The organism is Allofournierella sp. CML151 (genome assembly GCF_027853465.1).
Classification (GTDB): Bacteria; Bacillota; Clostridia; order Oscillospirales; family Ruminococcaceae; genus Allofournierella.
Genome location: NZ_JAPNNW010000001.1, coordinates 245,427 through 264,376 on the forward strand (window position 1 = coordinate 245,427; position 18,950 = coordinate 264,376).

General features: G+C 60.0%; 19 protein-coding genes. 16 read left to right on the top strand and 3 right to left on the bottom strand.

What is annotated here, in order from left to right; translation table 11 throughout:
* The first annotated feature begins 4 nt into the window (after positions 1–4).
* The 5 genes from rsmB (at position 5) to rsgA (ending at position 6,007) form a co-directional block, all read left to right on the top strand.
* The gene (gene rsmB / locus PH256_RS01220; protein WP_270912656.1) at positions 5–1,309 is read left to right on the top strand and encodes a 16S rRNA (cytosine(967)-C(5))-methyltransferase RsmB; all 1,305 of its coding nucleotides are present in this window, start codon (positions 5–7) and stop codon (positions 1,307–1,309) included.
* A 3-nt stretch (positions 1,310–1,312) separates the two neighbouring features.
* On the top strand, positions 1,313–2,353 hold the full coding sequence (gene rlmN, locus PH256_RS01225) for a 23S rRNA (adenine(2503)-C(2))-methyltransferase RlmN (RefSeq protein ID WP_087182253.1): 1,041 nt from the start codon (positions 1,313–1,315) through the stop codon (positions 2,351–2,353).
* Positions 2,350–3,090, top strand: coding sequence for a Stp1/IreP family PP2C-type Ser/Thr phosphatase (locus PH256_RS01230; RefSeq protein WP_087184302.1), 741 nt, complete (start codon positions 2,350–2,352; stop codon positions 3,088–3,090). The genes rlmN and PH256_RS01230 overlap by 4 nt, the downstream gene beginning before the upstream one ends.
* A gap of 1 nt (position 3,091) precedes the next feature.
* Complete coding sequence (pknB, locus tag PH256_RS01235; protein WP_270912657.1) at positions 3,092–5,026, top strand: Stk1 family PASTA domain-containing Ser/Thr kinase; 1,935 nt, start codon at positions 3,092–3,094, stop codon at positions 5,024–5,026.
* 105 nt (positions 5,027–5,131) lie between these two features.
* Positions 5,132–6,007 (top strand): ribosome small subunit-dependent GTPase A, encoded by an 876-nt coding sequence (rsgA, locus tag PH256_RS01240; protein ID WP_087184304.1) that lies wholly within the window; start codon positions 5,132–5,134, stop codon positions 6,005–6,007.
* Positions 6,008–6,104: 97 nt separating this feature from the next.
* Here rsgA and PH256_RS01245 read toward each other — a convergent pair whose 3' ends face one another.
* Complete coding sequence (locus tag PH256_RS01245; protein ID WP_270912658.1) at positions 6,105–6,581, bottom strand: DUF2798 domain-containing protein; 477 nt, start codon at positions 6,579–6,581, stop codon at positions 6,105–6,107.
* A gap of 233 nt (positions 6,582–6,814) precedes the next feature.
* Here PH256_RS01245 and PH256_RS01250 point away from each other — a divergent pair, with 233 nt between their 5' ends.
* From PH256_RS01250 to PH256_RS01275, 6 genes are all read left to right on the top strand, one after another.
* Positions 6,815–7,465 carry a thiamine diphosphokinase gene (locus PH256_RS01250; protein WP_270912659.1) on the top strand — a complete coding sequence of 217 codons (651 nt, stop codon included), beginning with the start codon at positions 6,815–6,817 and terminating at the stop codon, positions 7,463–7,465.
* 19 nt (positions 7,466–7,484) lie between these two features.
* Positions 7,485–7,613, top strand: coding sequence for a hypothetical protein (locus PH256_RS01255; protein WP_270912660.1), 129 nt, complete (start codon positions 7,485–7,487; stop codon positions 7,611–7,613).
* A gap of 131 nt (positions 7,614–7,744) precedes the next feature.
* Positions 7,745–9,259, top strand: coding sequence for a DUF3794 and LysM peptidoglycan-binding domain-containing protein (locus PH256_RS01260; RefSeq protein WP_270912661.1), 1,515 nt, complete (start codon positions 7,745–7,747; stop codon positions 9,257–9,259).
* An 18-nt stretch (positions 9,260–9,277) separates the two neighbouring features.
* The gene (gene spoIVA, locus PH256_RS01265) at positions 9,278–10,753 is read left to right on the top strand and encodes a stage IV sporulation protein A (RefSeq protein ID WP_270912662.1); all 1,476 of its coding nucleotides are present in this window, start codon (positions 9,278–9,280) and stop codon (positions 10,751–10,753) included.
* A 343-nt stretch (positions 10,754–11,096) separates the two neighbouring features.
* A complete protein-coding gene (locus tag PH256_RS01270) occupies positions 11,097–12,974 on the top strand; it encodes a polysaccharide biosynthesis protein (protein ID WP_087184309.1) in 1,878 nt (625 codons plus the stop codon).
* Between the two features lie 30 nt (positions 12,975–13,004).
* A complete protein-coding gene (locus tag PH256_RS01275) occupies positions 13,005–13,595 on the top strand; it encodes a sugar transferase (protein WP_087184310.1) in 591 nt (196 codons plus the stop codon).
* Between the two features lie 96 nt (positions 13,596–13,691).
* On the opposite strand, the gene PH256_RS01280 is transcribed toward PH256_RS01275, so the two are convergent.
* Both PH256_RS01280 and PH256_RS01285 read right to left on the bottom strand, forming a co-directional pair.
* Positions 13,692–14,276 (bottom strand): DUF4364 family protein, encoded by a 585-nt coding sequence (locus PH256_RS01280; protein WP_270912663.1) that lies wholly within the window; start codon positions 14,274–14,276, stop codon positions 13,692–13,694.
* Positions 14,277–14,312: 36 nt separating this feature from the next.
* Positions 14,313–15,266: a S1 RNA-binding domain-containing protein gene (locus tag PH256_RS01285; RefSeq protein WP_270912664.1), complete on the bottom strand. Its 954-nt coding sequence runs from the start codon at positions 15,264–15,266 to the stop codon at positions 14,313–14,315.
* A 158-nt stretch (positions 15,267–15,424) separates the two neighbouring features.
* Here PH256_RS01285 and PH256_RS01290 point away from each other — a divergent pair, with 158 nt between their 5' ends.
* The 5 genes from PH256_RS01290 to PH256_RS01310 are packed head-to-tail and all read left to right on the top strand — an operon-like array spanning position 15,425 to position 18,950.
* A complete protein-coding gene (locus PH256_RS01290; RefSeq protein WP_058965125.1) occupies positions 15,425–15,610 on the top strand; it encodes a DUF951 domain-containing protein in 186 nt (61 codons plus the stop codon).
* Between the two features lie 45 nt (positions 15,611–15,655).
* Positions 15,656–16,732 (top strand): peptide chain release factor 1, encoded by a 1,077-nt coding sequence (gene prfA / locus PH256_RS01295; protein WP_087184313.1) that lies wholly within the window; start codon positions 15,656–15,658, stop codon positions 16,730–16,732.
* 5 nt (positions 16,733–16,737) lie between these two features.
* Positions 16,738–17,757, top strand: a complete 1,020-nt coding sequence (locus PH256_RS01300) for an L-threonylcarbamoyladenylate synthase (protein ID WP_270912665.1) — start codon at positions 16,738–16,740, stop codon at positions 17,755–17,757.
* Complete coding sequence (gene coaE / locus PH256_RS01305) at positions 17,754–18,353, top strand: dephospho-CoA kinase (RefSeq protein ID WP_270912666.1); 600 nt, start codon at positions 17,754–17,756, stop codon at positions 18,351–18,353. Before PH256_RS01300 ends, coaE begins: the two co-directional genes overlap by 4 nt.
* A 3-nt stretch (positions 18,354–18,356) precedes the next feature.
* Positions 18,357–18,950: a lytic transglycosylase domain-containing protein gene (locus PH256_RS01310; protein WP_270912667.1), complete on the top strand. Its 594-nt coding sequence runs from the start codon at positions 18,357–18,359 to the stop codon at positions 18,948–18,950.

Below are 18,950 nucleotides of genomic sequence, written 5' to 3' on the forward strand. Positions count from 1 at the left end.
GTTTATGGATAAAGCCCGCCGCATTGCGGTTCAGGCACTGGTCCGCCAGGAGGAGAGCGGCTTTGCCAATCTGGTATTGAACGCAGTCCTGGAGCATCAGGACCTGACCGGCCGGGACCGGGCCTTTGTGAGCGCCCTGTTCTACGGCGTCACCGAGCGGCTGCTCACCCTGGACTGGGCGTTGGCGAACTGCCTGAGCCGTCCGCTGGCCAAGCTGGACCCCCAGGTGCGGGCCATCCTGCGCAGCGGACTGTATCAGGCCCGCTACATGCAGGTACCCCGCGCGGTGGCGGTGAACGAGTCGGTGAGCCTGTGCCGTGCGCTGAAAAAATCCAGCGCCGCCGGTCTTGTGAACGCAGTGCTGCGCAAGGCCGTTACTCAGGACCCGGCTTCGGCCTCCTTCAAAACCGAGGACGAGCGGCTGAGTATCCAGTATTCCGTGGGCCTGCCGGTGGTCAAACTGCTGCAAAAGAATTATCCCGAAGAATGTGAGCAGATTTTGCAGGCATTCTTTGAAACACCTTGGGTGGCTCTGCGGTGCAACCCGCTGAAAACCACGCCCGTCCAGCTGACCAAACTGTTGGAGTCAGAGGGCGTGGAGGTGGAATCCGGCTGGCTGGAGAATACCCTGCTGGGCAAGTTCACCGGCAGCCCGGCGGCCACCGAGGCCTTCCGGCAGGGACATTACCATGTGCAGGGTCAGGCCTCCCAGCTGGCAGCCTACAGCCTGCAGGCAAAGCCCGGGGAAAAGGCGCTGGACCTGTGCGCCGCGCCGGGTGGCAAGACTCTGACCATCGGTGAGGACATGGAGAATACCGGCACCCTCATCAGCTGCGATGCGGTGGAAAGCCGTCTGCCGCTGATCAAAAAGGCCGCCGCCCGTGCGGGCCTTACCAATGTAACGGTGCTGCACAACGACGCTTCCGTCTACCGGGAGGAGTTTGCCGGGGCGGACCGGGTGTTGTGCGATGTGCCCTGTTCCGGCCTTGGCATCATCGCCAAAAAGCCGGATATCCGCTACAAAACCATGGACGGGGTGGAGCAACTGCACGAGCTGCAGGCGAAGATTCTGGCCACTGCCGCTCGTTATGTGAAAGAAGGCGGCCGCATCGTGTATTCCACCTGCACCATCGACCCGCGGGAGAATCAGAACATCGTGCGGGCCTTCCTGGAACGAAACGCCGGATTCCGGCTCGTCCAGCCGCCCTTTGTGCCCCAGGGTGCGCGCGTGGAGGACGGCATGCTGACCCTGCTGCCGGGCAAGGCCGGGCCGGACGGATTTTTCATTGCCATTATGGAGAAGTTGTGAACCATGCAGAAAACCTGTATCTCATCCTACACCCTTGAGCAGCTGGCCGAGCAGCTGAAAGCCATGGGCCAGCCCGCCTTCCGGGCGAAACAGATCTTTCACTGGCTGCACCAGAAGCTGGTCACCGAATTTTCGGCCATGACCGACCAGCCCAAGGCGCTGCTGGCGAAACTGGAAGAGGAGTACTACATCGCGGCTCCTGTCATCCAGCGGCGGCAGCAGTCCAAGGACGGCACGGTGAAATATCTTTTCCGCCTGGCGGACGGCAACTGCATCGAGACGGTGGTAATGCGCTATAATTATGGTAATACTGTGTGCGTGTCCACCCAGGTGGGCTGCCGCATGGGCTGCCGGTTCTGCGCTTCCACCCAGGCGGGCAGGGTGCGCAACCTGGAGGCCGGGGAGATTGCGGCGGAAATCTACGCCGCCCAGAAGGACATCGGCGAGCGTATTTCCCACATCGTGCTCATGGGCATCGGCGAGCCGCTGGACAACTTCGACAACGTGATGGATTTTCTCACCATCATTTCCAGCCCTGAGGGTGTGAACATCGGCATGCGGAACATCAGCCTGTCCACCTGCGGTATCGTGCCCCAGATTGACAAGCTGGCGGAAAAAAAGCTGCAGCTCACCCTGTCCATCTCGCTGCATGCGCCCAACAATGCCATGCGCAGCCAGATGATGCCGGTGAACGACGCATACCCGGTGGAAGAGCTCATCGCCGCCTGCCGCCGCTACCAGAAGGTCACCGGCCGGCGCATCAGCTTTGAATATTCTATGGTGCGGGGCGTGAACGACAGCCCTGCCACCGCCAAGGAGCTGGCAAAGCTTATCCGGGGCATGGGGGCCCATGTGAATTTGATCCCCATCAACCCGGTGGACGGCAGCCCCTACTCCGCCACCGACGCGGAGAACGTGAAGCGCTTCCAGAATATGCTCACCGATCTGGGGGTGAACGCCACCGTGCGCCGCCGCCTGGGCAGCGACATCAGCGCCGCCTGCGGCCAGCTGCGGCGGGAGGCAGCAAAGGAGGAACAGCCATGAAACTGGCCGGCAAAACCGATATCGGCAGCTGCCGCAATGAAAATCAGGACAATTACCGGGCCGCCCGCCTGCCGGACGATACCGTCTGGGCCGTTGTGTGCGACGGTATGGGCGGCGCGGCAGCGGGTCAGCTGGCGGCGCAGATCGCCACCGACACCATGGAGTCCTGCTTTGAGAGCGGCCTGAAAAACCTGCCCAAGGGCCAGGAACGGGCCTTCCTGATGCACTGTGTCACCCAGGCCAACCGGGCCATTTACAATGAGGCCCAGGCCCACCCGGAAAACAAAGGCATGGGCACCACCGCCGTGTGCTGTCTGGTGCGGCACGATACCCTGCATGTGGCCCATGTGGGCGATTCCCGCGCCTACCTGTGCCGGGAAGGGCAGATCAGCCAGCTTACCCGGGACCATTCCATGGTGCAGGAGCTGGTGGAGGCAGGGCGGCTGACCACTGAGGAGGCCGAGAACTATCCTCACAAAAACCTCATCACCAAGGCGCTGGGCGTGGAACCCGGTGTGCAGGCGGATTATTCCAGCATGCCCGCCCGGCCCGGCGACGTGATCCTCATGTGCAGCGACGGGCTTTCCGGCGTGGTGCCGGACGGCCAGCTGCTTGCCATCATCCAGCACAACCCGTTTTTCACGGTGCCGCGGCGGCTGGTGGAGCAGGCGCTCCAGGCAGGCGGGCAGGACAACATCACCGCCCTGCTGATCGAGGTAGAGCAAACGGAGGACTGAGATGGATCAACTGATAGGCAAAAAGCTGGACGGCCGCTACCTGCTGGAGGAACTGGTGGGCGTGGGCGGCATGGCCAACGTTTATAAAGGTGTGGACCTGAAAAACCAGCGTGTGGTGGCAGTAAAGGTCCTGCGGGAAGAATTTCTGGAAAACCCGGAGCTGGTCTACCGGTTCAAGAATGAATCCAAGGCCATCTCCATTCTGGATCATCCGGGCATTGTGAAGGTGTTCGACGTGTCGGTCACCGACAAGCTCCAGTACATCGTGATGGAATACATCGACGGCATTACCCTCAAGGAGTACATGACCCGGCGGGGCGAGCCCCTCACCTGGAAAGAGGTGGTGCATTTCACCGAGCAGATTCTGGATGCACTGGATCATGCCCACCGGAAGGGTGTGGTCCACCGGGACATCAAGCCCCAAAATATCATGCTGCTGGCTGACGGTAAGGTCAAGATTATGGACTTCGGCATCGCCCGCTTCTCTCGTGCCGAGAGCCAGATGGTGAGCAACAAGGCCATTGGTTCGGTGCATTACATCAGCCCCGAGCAGGCGAAGGGCGACGTGACCGATGCCAAGGCGGATATCTATTCCGTTGGCATCATGCTGTACGAGATGCTGTCCGGCAAGCTGCCCTTTGAATCGGACGACGCGGTCTCGGTGGCCATCAAGCAGATTTCAGACAAGGCTGTCCCTCTGGGGCAGATTGCACCGGATGTGCCTCAGGCACTGCAGGATATCACCGCCCGGGCCATGGCGAAGGACCCGAACCGGCGATATCCCAGCGCCCGCGCCATGCTGGAGGACATTGAGGAATTCAAGCGCAACCCCAGCATCCGGTTTGAGTATGAATATTTAACTGAGGATTCGCCGTCGAGGTATATTGACAAGGTGGTTAAACAAAGCAGATCCGGCTCCGGCCAGAACGAGCCGCGGCGCACCGGTCAGCGTTCCGGCCGCACCGGCAGCCAGCAGGCTTCCCGCAGTGGTCAGAGCCGCACCACAGGCACCCAAAGCCGGAAAAAGAAGAAAAAGCGCATCGGTCTGCTGCCGGTGCTGGCGGGCATGGCCACGGCCTTCGCTTTGGGCTCCGCCATTCTGTGCTTTATGATCTTCGCGAACTCCACCAATCCCCTGTTCAGCAGCAAGGAGGACGTGGAGCTGCCCGATTTCACCGGCATGAACTGGGAGGAAGTAAAAGCCCAGTACAACGACAAGCTCAGTCTGACCGCTGAGATGGTGAACAGCAGCGAGACCGAAGAGGGCATCATCATCAGCCAGTCGCCCCGCGGTCCCCGTACCGTGAAGGAGGGCCAGAAGGTCACCCTGAAGGTGAGCATCGGTACCCTGTATGTGAACATCCCCTCGGTGAACGGCTGGACCGCCGCCGAAGCGGAGGAGGCACTGAAGAACGAGGGCCTGCAGGTTCGCCGGGTCAATGAGGCGGACGACACCGTGCCGGAGGGCAGCGTTATCCGTACCGATCCGACCAACGGTGAGCAGGTGGCCAGCGGTTCCACCGTGACCATGTATGTGAGCCAGAAGAAGGTGGATCTGGAGCGCTCGGTGCCCCAGCTGATCGGCCTGACCGAGGCGGACGCCCAGAAGGCACTGACCGCCAGCAACCTGCGCACCGGTACCCGTACCGAGGCTTACAGCAGCGAGTACGAGGCAGGCCGCGTAATTGCCCAGACCTATGAGGCAGGCAGCCTGGTTCGCATCAACACCACGGTGGGCTACACCGTGTCGCTTGGACCGGAGCCCACGCCGGAACCGACCCCGGAACCCACGCCGGAGCCCACGCCGGAACCCACTCCCACGCCCACCCCGACCGCAACTCAGCCGCCGGTGGTGGTGACCCCGGATGAGGGCAATAACGGAAATAGCGGCAACAGTGGCGATCAGGGTCAGCAGCAGGAAAACGGGGACGATTGATTTCGCTGAAAATACCACACACATAACGTCAGGGCCGGGCCGTTTATCTGCGGCCCGGCTCTTTCCAATGGCACAAACAAAGCAAAACTGGGAAAGGAATTCACTATGCCGGAAGGATACATTAAAAAAGGGATCGGCGGTTTTTACTATGTGCAGTGCGGCGATGAGCTGCTGGAATGCAAGGCAAAGGGCATCTTCCGTAAGCGGGGCATCACTCCGGTGGCAGGCGACCGGGTTACGGTGGAGGTGGAGAACGGCGGCAATGTGATTGCCGAGATTGCACCCCGCCGCAATGTGTTCGTGCGTCCGCCCATTGCCAATCTGGATGTGCTGTTCATCGTGGCCAGCACCACCCAGCCGGTGCCCAGCACTCTGGTGCTGGATAAGCTCACCGCCATTGCGGTGGACAAGGATGTCCAGCCGGTGCTGGTGTTCACCAAGGGTGACCTGGCAAGCACCGAAAAGCTGACCCAGGCCTATGCGCTGTCCACCTTGCCGGTGGTGATTGTGGATCACGCTACCGGCGGCGGTCTGGAGGAGATCAAGAACATGATTCAAGGTAAGCTCTGTGCCTTCTGCGGCAACTCCGGTGTAGGCAAGAGCACGCTGCTGAATGCCCTTCTGCCCGACCTTGCCCAGCAGACCGGCTCCATCAGCCAGAAGCTGGGCCGCGGCCGTCACACCACCCGTGAGGTGGAGATTTTTGAGGCCTTTGGCGGTTATGTGGCCGACACCCCGGGCTTTGCCAGCCTGGATACTGGAAAAGCATGCTACATTCCCAAGGAAAACCTGCAGTACGCCTTCCCGGAATTTGCACCCTATGTGCACGAATGCAAGTTCACCGGCTGCGCTCACCGTGCCGAAAAGGGCTGCGCGGTGCTGGAGGCCCTGAAGGAGGGCAAGATCAGTCAGAGCCGGTACGACAGCTACGCCGCCATGTACGACGAAGTGAAGGACATCAAGGACTGGGAGCTGCGCTGATGGCTTCCGGACAAGCGGTCAAATGAAAACGCCCCGCGTCTGCCGTTTTTTGGCGGGCGCGGGGCATTTTGCTGGGGAGAAAACAAACGGGTGGAAATTATACCGAAGAAGCTTTGCTGCGACGGAACAGCAGACGAAACAAAAACCGTACCAGAGGTCCGCAGAAAAAAATCTGCCAGAAAAACGCCATGGGAAAATTGCAGGCAACGGTCTGCAGCCAGCAGGGGATAAATTCCCAGCCCGGCCGCTTGAAGATCACTGTGGCCCAGAAGCTCATGATGGGGCACATAAATGCCACCGTGATGCTGGCACGGGCCAGAATCACAAAAATGGGCCGGTCCACTGCCGGGTCAACCAGGCGGAAGGCGATGCGCGGAGCGAACCGGTCCACAAAGCAGAAGCCCATCACAAAGCAGATAGGAAAGATGATCAGCGTTTCCGGCAAGGCGGCCAGAATACCCGCGTTGGTCAGCCCGCCCATGCGCAGGCCGGTGTTGTAAAGCTCCATGGCCAGCACCATGAACAGGGTCATCAGCAGGCCATACACCAGTTCTTCCAGTTTTGTCTTTGGCATGATAGAAAAACACTCCTTCTTAAAAATAAGAAAACGGCCCAGTCCATCGGATGAATAGACTACGCCGTAACGACTTATTTCTATTGTGCCAGACTCATGGCAGTTTTCTGTTTGGGTTTATTATACCACCGTTTTTGGTAAAAAGCAAAGGCCGGTTTGCATCCCGGGCGGCAGTGTGGTACAATCAGGCGTAAGCTCTGCTGCCCCAAAGGGGGCGCGGAAAGGAGAATCGTATGCAGCAAACACGATGCGTGATCGTGTCGGCCGCGCCGCTGGCAGCCTCCATGAAAAAGCTGCTGCGGCCCGGCGACTATCTGATCGCCTGTGATGGGGGATACCGGAGTACCCGGCAGATATTGGAACGGGAGCCGGATGTGATTCTGGGGGATTTCGACAGCGCCCCTCCGCCGGAGGGCACCGGTGCTGTGGTGCTGCCCCGTGTCAAGGACGACACCGACACCCATTATGCTGCCAAGCTGGCGGTGGAAAAGGGCTTTTCGCAGGTTTTGCTGCTGGGAGCGCTGGGCGGTCACCGGCTGGAGCATACGCTGGCCAACATCGGCACCGGCCTCTGGCTGGAAAAGCAGGGCGTGCAGGTAATGCTGGCCGATGAGGACAGCCAGCTGTGCTACCTGATGCCCGGCGAAAGCCTGGAGCTGCCCTACGAGCCGGAGGAATACTTCTCGGTGCTGCCGCTGGAGGGCAGAGCCGAGGGAGTGTGCGAGCGGGGGGCGAAGTACACGCTGGAGGATGCAACCCTCACCACGGTGGATTTTCCGCTGGGGGTAAGCAATGAGACCCTGCCCGGCGGCGCAACCATCACGGTGCGAACAGGCGCTTTGCTGGTGATCCGCACCAAAAAGGACCACCAACTGGACCGCTGATGCACAAATCCCGGGGCGGATGGATATACTGGAGCAAAACCATCAGCCACAAGGGAGGGAAGCGACAATGCAAGTGATCGTGGTCAAAAGCCCCAAATGCCTGGCAGGAGTGCTGCGGGCGCTGTTTAAGATCAAAAAGGAAAACTGAATCCAACCCGATGAAAGGGCCCGCTGCCTGGAAAAGTCAGGCGGCGGGCCCTTTTTGCCTGCAAAAAGGGGTATGGCTTGCCCATCGTGCGCATATACATGGGACTAGAAACGCGCGAAAGGGGCGAAAAAATGGAATTGAAGGTGTTCAGGGACTCGCTGTCCGCTATGGGGAGCCTGTGCGAAACCAAGGCAGAGCTTCCGGTGGAGGCGGAGATCCTTATTCCGGATTATCTGCCGCAGGTGTTCAAGATCATAAAATGCTTCGTCTACCTGGTGCCGCTGCAAAAACAGATCACGGCCGGCCGCCTTACTGTGGACGGCTACCTGCGGTGTGTGGTGTATTACCAGGCCGAGGAGGACCAAAGCCTGTGCCAGACCGAACAGAAGCTGCCCTTCACCCGGGCTATGGATCTGCCGGAGGGGGATTATTCCGGCTACAGCGTCCAGGTGGGCGGTCAGCTGGAATATCTGAACTGCCGGGCGGTGAACCAGCGCCGGGTGGACCTGCGGGGGGCCTATGCCCTCAGCGCCCGGGTGGCCTGCCGTACCGACCAGGAGGTGATCACCGCTCTGGCGGACTGCGGCATCGAGCAGCGGATGGAATTGGTGGAGGGCGTCAAGTGCCTGGCCAGCCTGGATAAGATGATTACCGCGGAGGAGCAGCTGCAGTTTGTCCAGCCGCCTCAGGCCATTCTGGATGTGGCCGGAATAGGCCAGGTGGAGGATGTGAAGCTGATTTCCGGCAAGGCGGTGGTCAAAGGTGCCATCCAGGTGAACCTGTTGTATCGCACCGGCCCCGGCTATCAGATGGAACAGACCCAGCAGCGGGTAGCATTCAATCAAATTCTGGACCTGGAGGGCGTGCAGGAGGACAGCGAATGTTTTGCATCCGCCGAGCTCACCGGCTGCACCGTGATGGCCGCGGCCCAGGAGAACGGGCATACCATCACCGCCACCGCGGCGCTTCATCTGCGGGTGTGGCGCAAAAACGAGTGCTATCTGGTCAGCGATGCCTTCTCCACCCAGTTCGAGACCCAGGTGAGCAGCCAGCGCATCCTTACCGAGCAGCTGTTCCAGACCCTTTCTCAGGAATGTGAAGCCCAGACCGGCGGTGCGCTGCCGGACGAGGAAGCGCAGATCATCCACTGCTTTGTGCTGCCCGGCCTGCCGGAGCTCACTGCCGTGGGGCAGGGGGTACAGCTGAGCGGCCGGGCCAGTGCGCATGTGTTCTGCATGAACTCGCTGGGCGAGATCGACTGCTATGACAAGAGCTTTGAATACACTCTCAGCCCGCCCTGGCCGGGCAGCCCGGAGGAGTACCGCTGCGAGTGCTGGCCCACTGTCACCGACATCGACGTGCGCAAGAACGGGGCCGAGATGACCCTGAGCGCCCGCATCCGGCTGGATGGTCTGGTGTTCAAGCGCAGCTGGCAGACCGCGCTGGAGCAGGTGGAATGCGGCGAAGCGCTGGAGCAGCCGGAGCCGGACATCGCGCTGCGCATCTACTACGCGACCCCCGGAGAAGACGTGTTCGAGATTGCCAAGCGGTACCATGTGTCGCCGGCGGCCATGCTGAAAAGCAACCAGCTGGAGGACACCCGCATCACCCAGGCGGCCCGGCTGCTGGTGCCGGCCAGCATGTGAAAGGAGGGGAGGAATCCAATGGAAACCCAGGGCGTTTACAAGGACATCGCGGCCCGTACCGGCGGCGATATTTACATTGGCGTGGTGGGACCGGTGCGCACCGGCAAGAGCACCTTCATCAAAAAATTCATGGAGGAGCTGGTGCTGCCCCAGCTGACCAGCCCGGCGGTGAAGAACCGGGCGCGGGACGAACTGCCCCAGTCCGCCGCAGGGCGCACCATCATGACTACGGAGCCCAAATTCATCCCGGAGACTGCCGTCACCATCGAGCTGGAGGGGGGCGGCAGCTTCAAGACCCGGCTCATCGACTGTGTGGGCTATATGGTGGAGGGAGCCATGGGCCATGAGGAGGACGAAAAGCCCCGCATGGTGAAAAGCCCCTGGTTCGAGGAGGAGATTCCTTTCGATCAGGCAGCTCAGACCGGTACCCGCAAGGTGATTCGGGAGCATTCCACCATCGGGTTGGTCATCACCACCGACGGCTCCATCAGCGACATTCCCCGGGAAAAATACCAGGCGGCGGAGGCTCAGGTCATCGCCGAGCTGGACGAGATCAACAGGCCCTTTGTGATTCTGCTCAACTGTGTGGACCCCCATAAGCCGGATGTGTACCAGCTGGCCCAGCAGATGGAGCAGGAATATGGCCATACCGTGATCCCGGTCAGCTGCCTGGACCTGGACCGGGCCGCCATCGGCAAAATTCTGCAGAGCGTACTCTATGAGTTCGAGGTAAAGGAAATCGCCTTCGCCATGCCCAAATGGATCACCATGCTGGAGCCGGACCACTGGCTGCAGCAGCAGGTCTACGCCGCTGCCCGGGAATATGCGGATTCGGTGGCCCAGATGAAGGACGTGGCCTGCCGGGAGGACCCGGTGCAGTGCGAGGCGCTGAAGGCCTCCCGCATTCGCTCGCTGGAGCTGGCTACCGGCCGGGTGGTGCTGGAGCTGGAGCTGCGGCCGGAGATCTTCTATCAGGTGCTGGGCGAGACCACCGGCCTGGAAATCTGCGACGAAGCCAGTCTGATGCCCTGCATCATCAGCCTCGCCCGGGCCAAGCGGGAATATGAGAAGATTCGCAGCGCGCTGGAGCAGGTGGAGGCCACCGGCTACGGCATCGTGATGCCCACCATCAGCGAGCTTCGGCTGGAGGAGCCGGAGATTGTGCACCAGGGCGGCCGCTACGGGGTGCGGCTGCGGGCCAGTGCCCCATCCATCCATCTGCTGAAGGCTACCATCAACACGGAGATTTCCCCCATCGTAGGTTCGGAAAAGCAGTCGGAGGAACTGGTGGTCAGCCTGCTGCATGATTTTGAGCAGGATCCGCTGAAGATCTGGCAGTCCAACATTTTCGGCAAGAGCCTGCACGAGCTGGTGAATGAGGGGCTGCAGAACAAGCTGCTGCACATGCCCCAGGAGGCCCGTGCCCGCCTGCAGGAGACCCTGGAGCGGGTGATCAACGAGGGCTGTACCGGCCTGATCTGCATTATTTTGTAACAAAAATCCAAAAGCAAAAAGCCGCCGTATCGGCAAAATACGGCGGCTTTTTTGTGTAAAAACGGTGCAAACTAACCCCAATGAGGCGAAACGGACGCAAAAACATTGATTCTTTGGTGAAAATAGTGTAAAATTACAAGAAAACACAAGGGGCAGCACTGCGCCTTTTGCACCGCCCGGCCAAAGCGATGCCGTGCCGGATGACCGGCCTTTTGTTTTCTCAAGGTTGCAGCGCTGTTCAAGCAATGGGGCATGGTGTCCTGTGGATCGCCGGCAGGGCACTTTTTGTCGTACCCGGGGTCCGGCTGAAAACAAAAACAAAGTTTGGTGATAGAATTTGTCAATGAAGATCGGTGCGATCCTGAGCAGATTCCGTAAGCAGATCCTGATGCTGTTTGATATCTGCGCTCTCACGGTCTGCTATCTGGCCCCCTGGGTATTGATCAGCGGCCGCGCGCCCTATGCGCAGTATTCCAGCTTGCTGGTGGCCAGTTGCTTCTTGTTCGTCTGCTGCTTCGAGATCGTCTACGGCCTGATGGGCATGTACGACAGTCTGTGGCGCTATGCCGAGGTGGTGGAGTTCTTCCGGCTGTGTACCGGTTCGGCCATTGCGATTTTCCTGTTTGTGGCCAGCTCGCTGCTCATCTTCCAGGGAACAGGCAGTCAGGTGCCCACATCGGTCTACTTTCTCAGCGCCATGTTCTCGGCGGGCGTGACCATGTATTCCCGCTTGGTGTACCGGATGTACCGGAATGTGAAGCTGGGCAAAAAGGGCGGCCAGAAGGCCCGCCGCACCTTGCTTATCGGCGCAGGCGATGCGGCCAGCACCCTTCTGCATGAGCAGTTCAAAAAGCCCAGCCCGGACATGAACATCATCTGCTGCGTGGACGACGCGCCGGAAAAGCAGGGCCGATACATCATGGGCATCCAGATCATGGGCACCACCGAAGATATCCCCGAGATCGTGGAGCAGTGCGAGATTGAGAGCATCCTGCTGGCCATCCCCACCATGGACGAGGAAAACAAGCGTCGGGTGCTGTCCATCTGCAACAAGACCAAGTGCAACATCAAGATTCTGCCGGATATTGTGAAGATGATCACCGACGGTCAGGACCTTGCCTCCCGCATCCGTGACGTTAAAGTGGAAGACCTGCTGGGCCGGGAAGAGGTGCAGCTGTCGGTCCGGATCGCGGAATTTCTGCGGGGTAAGCGGGTCATGGTCACCGGCGGCGGCGGTTCCATCGGCTCCGAGCTGTGCCGTCAGATCGCGTCCTGCGAACCCAAGGAACTTCTCCTGGTGGATATTTACGAGAACAGCGCCTACGCCATTCAGCAGGAGCTGCGCCGCAAATACGGTGACAAGCTGGACCTGCAGGTGCAGATCGCCTCGGTGCGTGACTCCAAAAAGATGGACGCGTTGTTTGAACGCTACCGCCCTGAGATCGTCTTCCATGCCGCTGCTCACAAGCATGTACCTTTGATGGAGGACAGCCCGGAGGAAGCGGTGAAGAACAATGTGTTCGGCACCTTCAACGTGGCCAGCTCGGCGGATCGGTACGGGGCCGAGCGGTTCGTGCTGATCTCCACCGACAAGGCGGTGAATCCCACAAACGTGATGGGCGCCACCAAGCGCGTGTGCGAGATGATCGTGCAGGCAATGGCCCAGCGAAGCAAGACCCGGTTTGCGGCGGTGCGCTTCGGCAACGTGCTGGGCTCCAACGGCTCGGTCATTCCGCTGTTCAAGGAGCAGATTGCCTGCGGTGGTCCGGTTACGGTGACTCATCCGGACATCGTTCGCTATTTCATGACCATCTCCGAGGCGGTGAGCCTGGTGCTGGAGGCCGGTTCCATGGCCACCGGCGGCGAGATTTTCGTGCTGGACATGGGCAAGCCCATGCGCATTCTGGATCTGGCCGAGAACCTGATCAAACTCTCGGGCTTTATCCCCTACAAGGACATTCAGATCGTCTTCACCGGCTTGCGTCCCGGCGAAAAGCTGTTTGAGGAGCTGCTGATGGACGAGGAGGGCCTGCGCAAGACCGAGAACCGGAAAATCTACATCGGCGCGCCCCTCAAGCTGAACAACCAGACCTTCTTCGATCACCTGATGACCCTGAAGCAGATCGCCTACACCAACAACAGCGACAATCTGGTGCAGGCGCTCATCGACATGGTGCCCACCTTCCACCACAAGACTAACTGTGGGCAGGAACCCGCCTGATGAGGCGAGACCAGCTAGGAGGAATGTTTCATGTATCGCAATGTGATCAAGCGTGTGATTGACTGGGTGCTTTCGCTCTGCGCCATCGTTGTACTGTCGCCATTGCTGGCGATTCTGGCGCTGTGCGTCAAATTTTCGTCCCCGGGGCCGGTGCTCTTCTGCCAGAAGCGGGTGGGCAAGGGCAAGACCTACTTCCAGATCTACAAGTTCCGCAGCATGCGTACGGATACCCCCAAGGATATGCCCACGCATCTGCTGGAGAATCCGGATGCGTTTATTACCCCCATTGGCCGTTTTCTGCGCAAGACCAGTCTGGACGAGCTGCCTCAGCTGTTCAATATCTTCAAGGGGGAAATGAGCATCGTGGGTCCGCGCCCTGCGCTCTGGAATCAGGACGATCTAATTGCCGAGCGGGACAAATACGGCGCCAACGACTGCGTACCCGGCCTGACCGGCTATGCCCAGATTCATGGCCGTGACGAGCTGCCTATCCCCAAGAAGGCTGCGCTGGACGGCTACTACGTTCAGCACCTGAGCTTCGGGCTGGATGTGAAGATCTTCTTCGGCACCATCCGCAGTGTGCTGCACCACGAGGGCATCGTGGAAGGCAAGCAGCCCTGAATTGATTGACTGATGAAAAGAAACCGCCGCTGTGCATTTCGTTTTGCACGGCGGCGGTTTTTGTTTGTGTTCAGTGAAGAAGGAAAGCGAAGCGGGTCAGCCTTTGGCGGCACTGTCCGGCTCCTCCTGCCGGGTGGAATCGGTGGTCATCGTTTCCAGAAGCAGCGCGTAGATCTCGCTGCCCTTTTCGATGAAGGCGTTTTTCACCATTTCGGCGGTCAGCGGGTCCGGCAAAGTGAAGGAAAGACCGAACACCTCGCTGCCCAACTCGTTGATGGAGCAGTGTACCACATAGCCCTGATCGGTTTTGGTCACCTGGGTCTGGTGCTGAGCAGCCTTGCGCACCCATTGCTGCGCCCGGATTACCGCGCGGATGGCGGTTTCCCGTACGCTGCGGGGTAACAGGTCAAAACCCAGCTCGTCGGTTACCGAAATACCCTTGGGGGTGATGTGATAGCCACCATTTTCGTCCACGGTCACAAGCCCCTGATCCTCCAGATCGGCCAGGCTTCCGGCCAGTTCAAAATAATTTACCAGCTGCTCACCCAGCAGCGCGTTCTCTATATCCTGCCGGCACAGAGGTGCGGCGGTGCGGATCAGGTAGCACAAAAGGATGCTTACCTGGGATCGGTCGGTCAGGCCGCCCGGCTTTACGCCAAAGGTAAATGCATTTCCGGCCACAGCAAACACTTCCTTTTCTTAGGTGTACTGTTACTATTATAAAAGGATTTGTTCGCCTGCGCAAGGCCCGGCGGTCGCCTTGACCGCGGATTCAAATTCCGTTTCGATGTGCTTGCGGCTGAAAGGGGTGGAATAAACCCAGCGGTCAATGTGCCCGCTGGTCTGCGTATAGGGCAGGGCAAAGCGCAGCGGCTCGCTCAGCTCCCGGTTCACGATCACCAGCTTCAGCTTCATCTTGTCCGGCAGGATGCTCTTGATGTAAACGCTCACCGGCTGGCCCAGCCGCAGTCCCTCGGTGCGCTCGGCAAGACCCGCCAGATTGGGGGCAATCTCGATGAATACGCCGTAGTCCTCAATGCTCCGCACAATACCCACCACCGTTTCGCCCACGGCAAACCGACCTGCGTTTTCCTCCCAGGTGCCCAGCAGTTCCCGCAAACTCAGCACCAGCCGGCCCTGATCGTCCCGACTTTTGATTACGCAGAACAGGTCTTCTTCCAGCTGCACCCGGTCGGCCGGGCTCTGGATGCGGGAAACGGAAAGGCAATCGATGGGCAAAAGGGCGCTGATGCCGCAGCCCACGTCGCAAAATGCCCCGAAGGGCTCGATGTGAGTCACCCGGCAGGGTAGAATGTCTCCGGGCTGCAGCCGGTCCAGATATTCCTCCCGGCAGCGGCGCTGGGCCACCCGGCGGGAAAGCCGCCAGGCCCCGTCCTCCCCGGGCGTTTCCAGGATCACAAAGCAGGTGGGCCGCCCCACCCTGGTGAGCACTGCAATCTCCCGCACCTGGCCGGAGTCGATGCCGTCGGCGCAGTCGTCGTGCTCCATGTAGGCGGGCTGACCGTTCAGATCCAGCCGCAGCCGCTGCTGGCGGTCGAAGGCAAGAGCCGTGGCCTGCAGCACCTCACTCTGGACCTGCGCCTGGGCCAGCTGGGAGGGGCTTAGTTCACACGCGGGGCGGCACAGCCCCTCCGGTTTATATTCCACCATGAATCCTCATCCTCATTTCTACTGGTTTCAGATTGCGGCCGTGGCCGCTTAAAAAAATATATGCACCCGTCGGGCGGGATATTTGCAAATTCCGCAAGATAAGGTATAATGTATTAGTTAACGGCTGTGTGCCGCAAAAACACAAAAGGAGGCCGCCTATGGACGTTCGCGTTGGGGATCAGATCCTCACCAAAAAGCCCCATCCCTGCGGAGCAAGCTGCTTCGATGTGCTGCGGGTGGGCATGGATTTCAAGATCCGCTGCACCGGCTGCGGCCGCGAGGTTATGGTGCCTCGGGCCAAGATCGAAAAGAACATTAAAAAGATCCTGCGCGGCGAAGAGTAGCGGCGGGCGTTTCTTTTTACTTTCACAAAAAAGGAGAAACTGCCCATGCTGGATAAACTGCGCGATGTGCGCCTTCGTTACGACGAGGTGAACCGCCGCTTGCAGGACCCCGCCACCGTCAGCGACAACAAGCTGTTCCGGGATCTGATGCGGGAATATAAAAATCTCACGCCCCTGATCGAGGCGATGGACGAATACGAGCAGGCCGAGGAAGCCTGCCGCGAGGCAAAGGAGCTGCTGGACGAAGGCGGCCTGGAGCCGGACTTTAAGGAAATGGTACAGCAGCAGCTGACCGAAAACAAGGAAAAGCTGGAACCTCTGGAGCAAAAACTCAAGCTGCTTTTGCTGCCGAAGGACGAAAACGACGGAAAAAACGTGATTGTGGAGATTCGCGGCGGCGCAGGCGGCGAGGAAGCAGCCCTGTTTGCCCACAGTCTGTTCCGGATGTACAGCATGTATGCCGCCGCCAAAGGCTGGACCTATGAGGTGCTGAGTCTGAACGAGACCGAGCTGGGCGGCATCAAGGAGATTGTGTTCTCACTGCAGGGCGAGGGCGCCTACAGCCGCCTGAAATTTGAGAGCGGCGTGCACCGGGTGCAGCGGGTGCCGGAAACCGAGACCCAGGGCCGCATCCATACCTCCACCGTCACCGTGGCGGTCATGCCCGAGGCGGAAGAGGTGGACCTGGAGCTGGATATGAACGATCTGAAGATTGATACCTTCCGTTCCTCCGGCGCAGGCGGCCAGCACATCAACAAGACCTCCAGCGCCATCCGGGTGACTCACCTGCCCACCGGTATGGTGGTGGAATGCCAGGACGAGCGCAGCCAGTACAAAAACAAGGACAAGGCCTTGAAGGTACTGCGCAGCCGCCTGCTGCAGCAAAAGCAGCAGGCCCAGAAGGACGCCATCGATGCGGACCGCCGCAGCCAGGTTGGCACCGGCGACCGTTCCGAGCGCATCCGCACCTATAACTTCCCCCAGGGGCGGCTCACCGATCACCGCATCGGGCTGACCCTGTACAAGCTGGACAGCATCATGGACGGCGCGCTGGATGAGGTTCTGGACGCGCTGATCACCGCCGATCAGGCGGAAAAGCTGAAAGCGGCAGAAAAGGAATGAGTTCCATGGAAACCTTATTGGAAAAAGCAAACGAAGCTTCCATTGCCAAGGCGGCGGAGCTTCTGAAACAGGGCGAGATCGTGGCGATCCCCACCGAAACGGTGTACGGCATCGCTGCCAGTGCCTTTGACGGAAATGCCGTCAAAAAAATCTTTGAGGCCAAGGGCCGCCCCCAGGACAATCCGCTGATCGTTCACATCGACCGGCTGGAAATGCTGGATGGTCTGGTAAGTCGGGTGCCGGAGGGTGCCAGAAAGCTGGCTGAAGCCTTCTGGCCCGGCCCGCTTACCATCATCATGACTCGGGGTGACAGGGTGGCCGATGAGGTCTGTGCCGGACTGGATACCGTGGCCATCCGCATGCCCAGCCACCCGGTGGCCCGGGCGGTCATTGCCGCTAGCGGCCTGCCTCTGGCGGCTCCCTCAGCGAACCTTTCCGGCAGCCCCAGCCCAACCTGTGCCCATTATGTGATGAGCGATATGGACGGCCGACTGCCCCTGATTCTGGATGGCGGCGACTGCCAGGTTGGCGTGGAATCCACGGTCATCACGCTGGCGGGGGAGACCCCTATGCTGCTGCGCCCCGGCTACATCACCAAGGAGCAGATGGAGCAGGTGTTGGGCGAAGAGGTTGTTTTGTCCGGCGCGATTCTGGCAAAACTGAAGGAAGGGGAGACCGCCCGTTCTCCCGGAATGAAGTATAAGCACTATGCTCCCAAGGCGGAAGTGACCATCGTTAAGGGCGATCTGGCTGCCTTTGCCGCCTATGTGGAGCAGCACAAGGCCGAACATACCCTTTGTCTGTGCTTCACAGGCGAGGCAGAGCAGCTGCCGGTTCCCTGCGTGGAATACGGCGCAAAGGACAGCGGGGCCGAGCAGGCCCATGCCCTGTTCACCGCCCTGCGCCGGCTGGATGAGCTGGGCGCAAAGCAGGTGTTTGCCCGCTGCCCGGCGGACACCGGCGTGTCGCTGGCGGTGTATAACCGGCTGCTGCGCGCCGCCGCCTTCCGGGTGGTGGAAGCATGAGGACCATCGGCATCACCGGCCGGTCCGGCTGCGGAAAATCCACCGTGTCGGCCCATTACAGAGCTCTGGGTTACCGGGTAGCAGATGCGGACCTGGTGGCCCGGCAGGTGCTGGAACCGGGCTCCGCCTGCATCCCGTTGCTGGTGGAGCAGTTTGGCGCGGATATTCTGGACGAAGCAGGCGGCATTCAGCGCCGCCTGCTGGCAGACCGGGCTTTCGCCCGGCCGGATGGCTCCCAGCGCCTGGTGAGCATCACCCACCCGGAGATTGTGCGCCGTCTGCTGCAGGAGGGCGAAGAGGCCCGGCAGGCAGGGCAGGATGTGTTCTTTGTGGATGGTGCGGTCATTGTGGGTGCACCCTTTGAACCCTACTGTGACGGGATCATCCTGGTAAGTGCACCGCTGGAGGAATCCGTCAAGCGCATCTGCGCCCGGGACGGAATCTCGGAAGAGTCCGCCCGCCGCCGGCTGGATGCCCAGCTGAGCGAGGAGACGCTGCGGGCCGCCTGCGCCTGGGAGATCCGGAACGACAGCACATTGACCTGCCTGCTGGAGCAGGCGGATTGGGTGCTGGAACGCCTGAAAGGTGGGATGTGATTGTTGAAACGATACGGCAAAGCCCTGCTTGTACTGATGCTGGGCCTGGTGGCAGCTGTTTTGCTGGCGCTGCCGCTGATTCGTGCCGGGCTTCATAAACTGGACCTGGCGCGCTACCCCCAAAAATATCAGGAGTTGGTGGAGCAATACGCCCTGGAAAACCAGGTGGACCCGCTGGTGATTTACAGTGTGATCCGCACGGAAAGCGGGTTTGACCCGAGTGCGGAGTCCAATGTGGGGGCCCGGGGCCTGATGCAGATCACGGAGGAGACCTTCTGGTGGATCAAAAGCAAAATTGCACCAAAGGAGGAACTGGATTTCGAGGATCTGTATGATCCGGAAACCAACATCCGTTTCGGCTCCTATTATTTCGCCGCCTGCCTGAGCCGGTATGAAAACGATCTGGCCACCGCGGCAGCCGCCTATCACAGCGGTTGGGGAACTGTGGATGGTTTGCTAGAGCAGGAGGCCTATTCGGCCGACGGAGAGATCCTGCATACCTTCCCCTATGAACAGATGAAACTGTATGTGTACAAGATCACACATGCGTTCCAAAAATATCAAACGCTGTATTCCAGCGTGGAAATCGAGGGATAA

Excerpts from the sequence above, each read along its gene's own strand:
- PH256_RS01230 (WP_087184302.1), top strand. The coding sequence starts at position 2,350 with ATGAAACTGGCCGGCAAAACCGATATCGGCAGCTGCCGCAATGAAAAT.
- coaE (WP_270912666.1), top strand. The coding sequence starts at position 17,754 with ATGAGGACCATCGGCATCACCGGCCGGTCCGGCTGCGGAAAATCCACC.
- PH256_RS01255 (WP_270912660.1), top strand. The coding sequence starts at position 7,485 with ATGGATATACTGGAGCAAAACCATCAGCCACAAGGGAGGGAAGCGACA.
- pknB (WP_270912657.1), top strand. The coding sequence starts at position 3,092 with ATGGATCAACTGATAGGCAAAAAGCTGGACGGCCGCTACCTGCTGGAG.
- PH256_RS01300 (WP_270912665.1), top strand. The coding sequence starts at position 16,738 with ATGGAAACCTTATTGGAAAAAGCAAACGAAGCTTCCATTGCCAAGGCG.
- prfA (WP_087184313.1), top strand. The coding sequence starts at position 15,656 with ATGCTGGATAAACTGCGCGATGTGCGCCTTCGTTACGACGAGGTGAAC.
- PH256_RS01275 (WP_087184310.1), top strand. The coding sequence starts at position 13,005 with ATGTATCGCAATGTGATCAAGCGTGTGATTGACTGGGTGCTTTCGCTC.
- PH256_RS01270 (WP_087184309.1), top strand. The coding sequence starts at position 11,097 with ATGAAGATCGGTGCGATCCTGAGCAGATTCCGTAAGCAGATCCTGATG.
- PH256_RS01260 (WP_270912661.1), top strand. The coding sequence starts at position 7,745 with ATGGAATTGAAGGTGTTCAGGGACTCGCTGTCCGCTATGGGGAGCCTG.
- spoIVA (WP_270912662.1), top strand. The coding sequence starts at position 9,278 with ATGGAAACCCAGGGCGTTTACAAGGACATCGCGGCCCGTACCGGCGGC.
- PH256_RS01245 (WP_270912658.1), bottom strand. The coding sequence starts at position 6,581 with ATGCCAAAGACAAAACTGGAAGAACTGGTGTATGGCCTGCTGATGACC.
- rlmN (WP_087182253.1), top strand. The coding sequence starts at position 1,313 with ATGCAGAAAACCTGTATCTCATCCTACACCCTTGAGCAGCTGGCCGAG.
- PH256_RS01285 (WP_270912664.1), bottom strand. The coding sequence starts at position 15,266 with ATGGTGGAATATAAACCGGAGGGGCTGTGCCGCCCCGCGTGTGAACTA.
- PH256_RS01290 (WP_058965125.1), top strand. The coding sequence starts at position 15,425 with ATGGACGTTCGCGTTGGGGATCAGATCCTCACCAAAAAGCCCCATCCC.
- PH256_RS01250 (WP_270912659.1), top strand. The coding sequence starts at position 6,815 with ATGCAGCAAACACGATGCGTGATCGTGTCGGCCGCGCCGCTGGCAGCC.
- rsgA (WP_087184304.1), top strand. The coding sequence starts at position 5,132 with ATGCCGGAAGGATACATTAAAAAAGGGATCGGCGGTTTTTACTATGTG.
- rsmB (WP_270912656.1), top strand. The coding sequence starts at position 5 with ATGGATAAAGCCCGCCGCATTGCGGTTCAGGCACTGGTCCGCCAGGAG.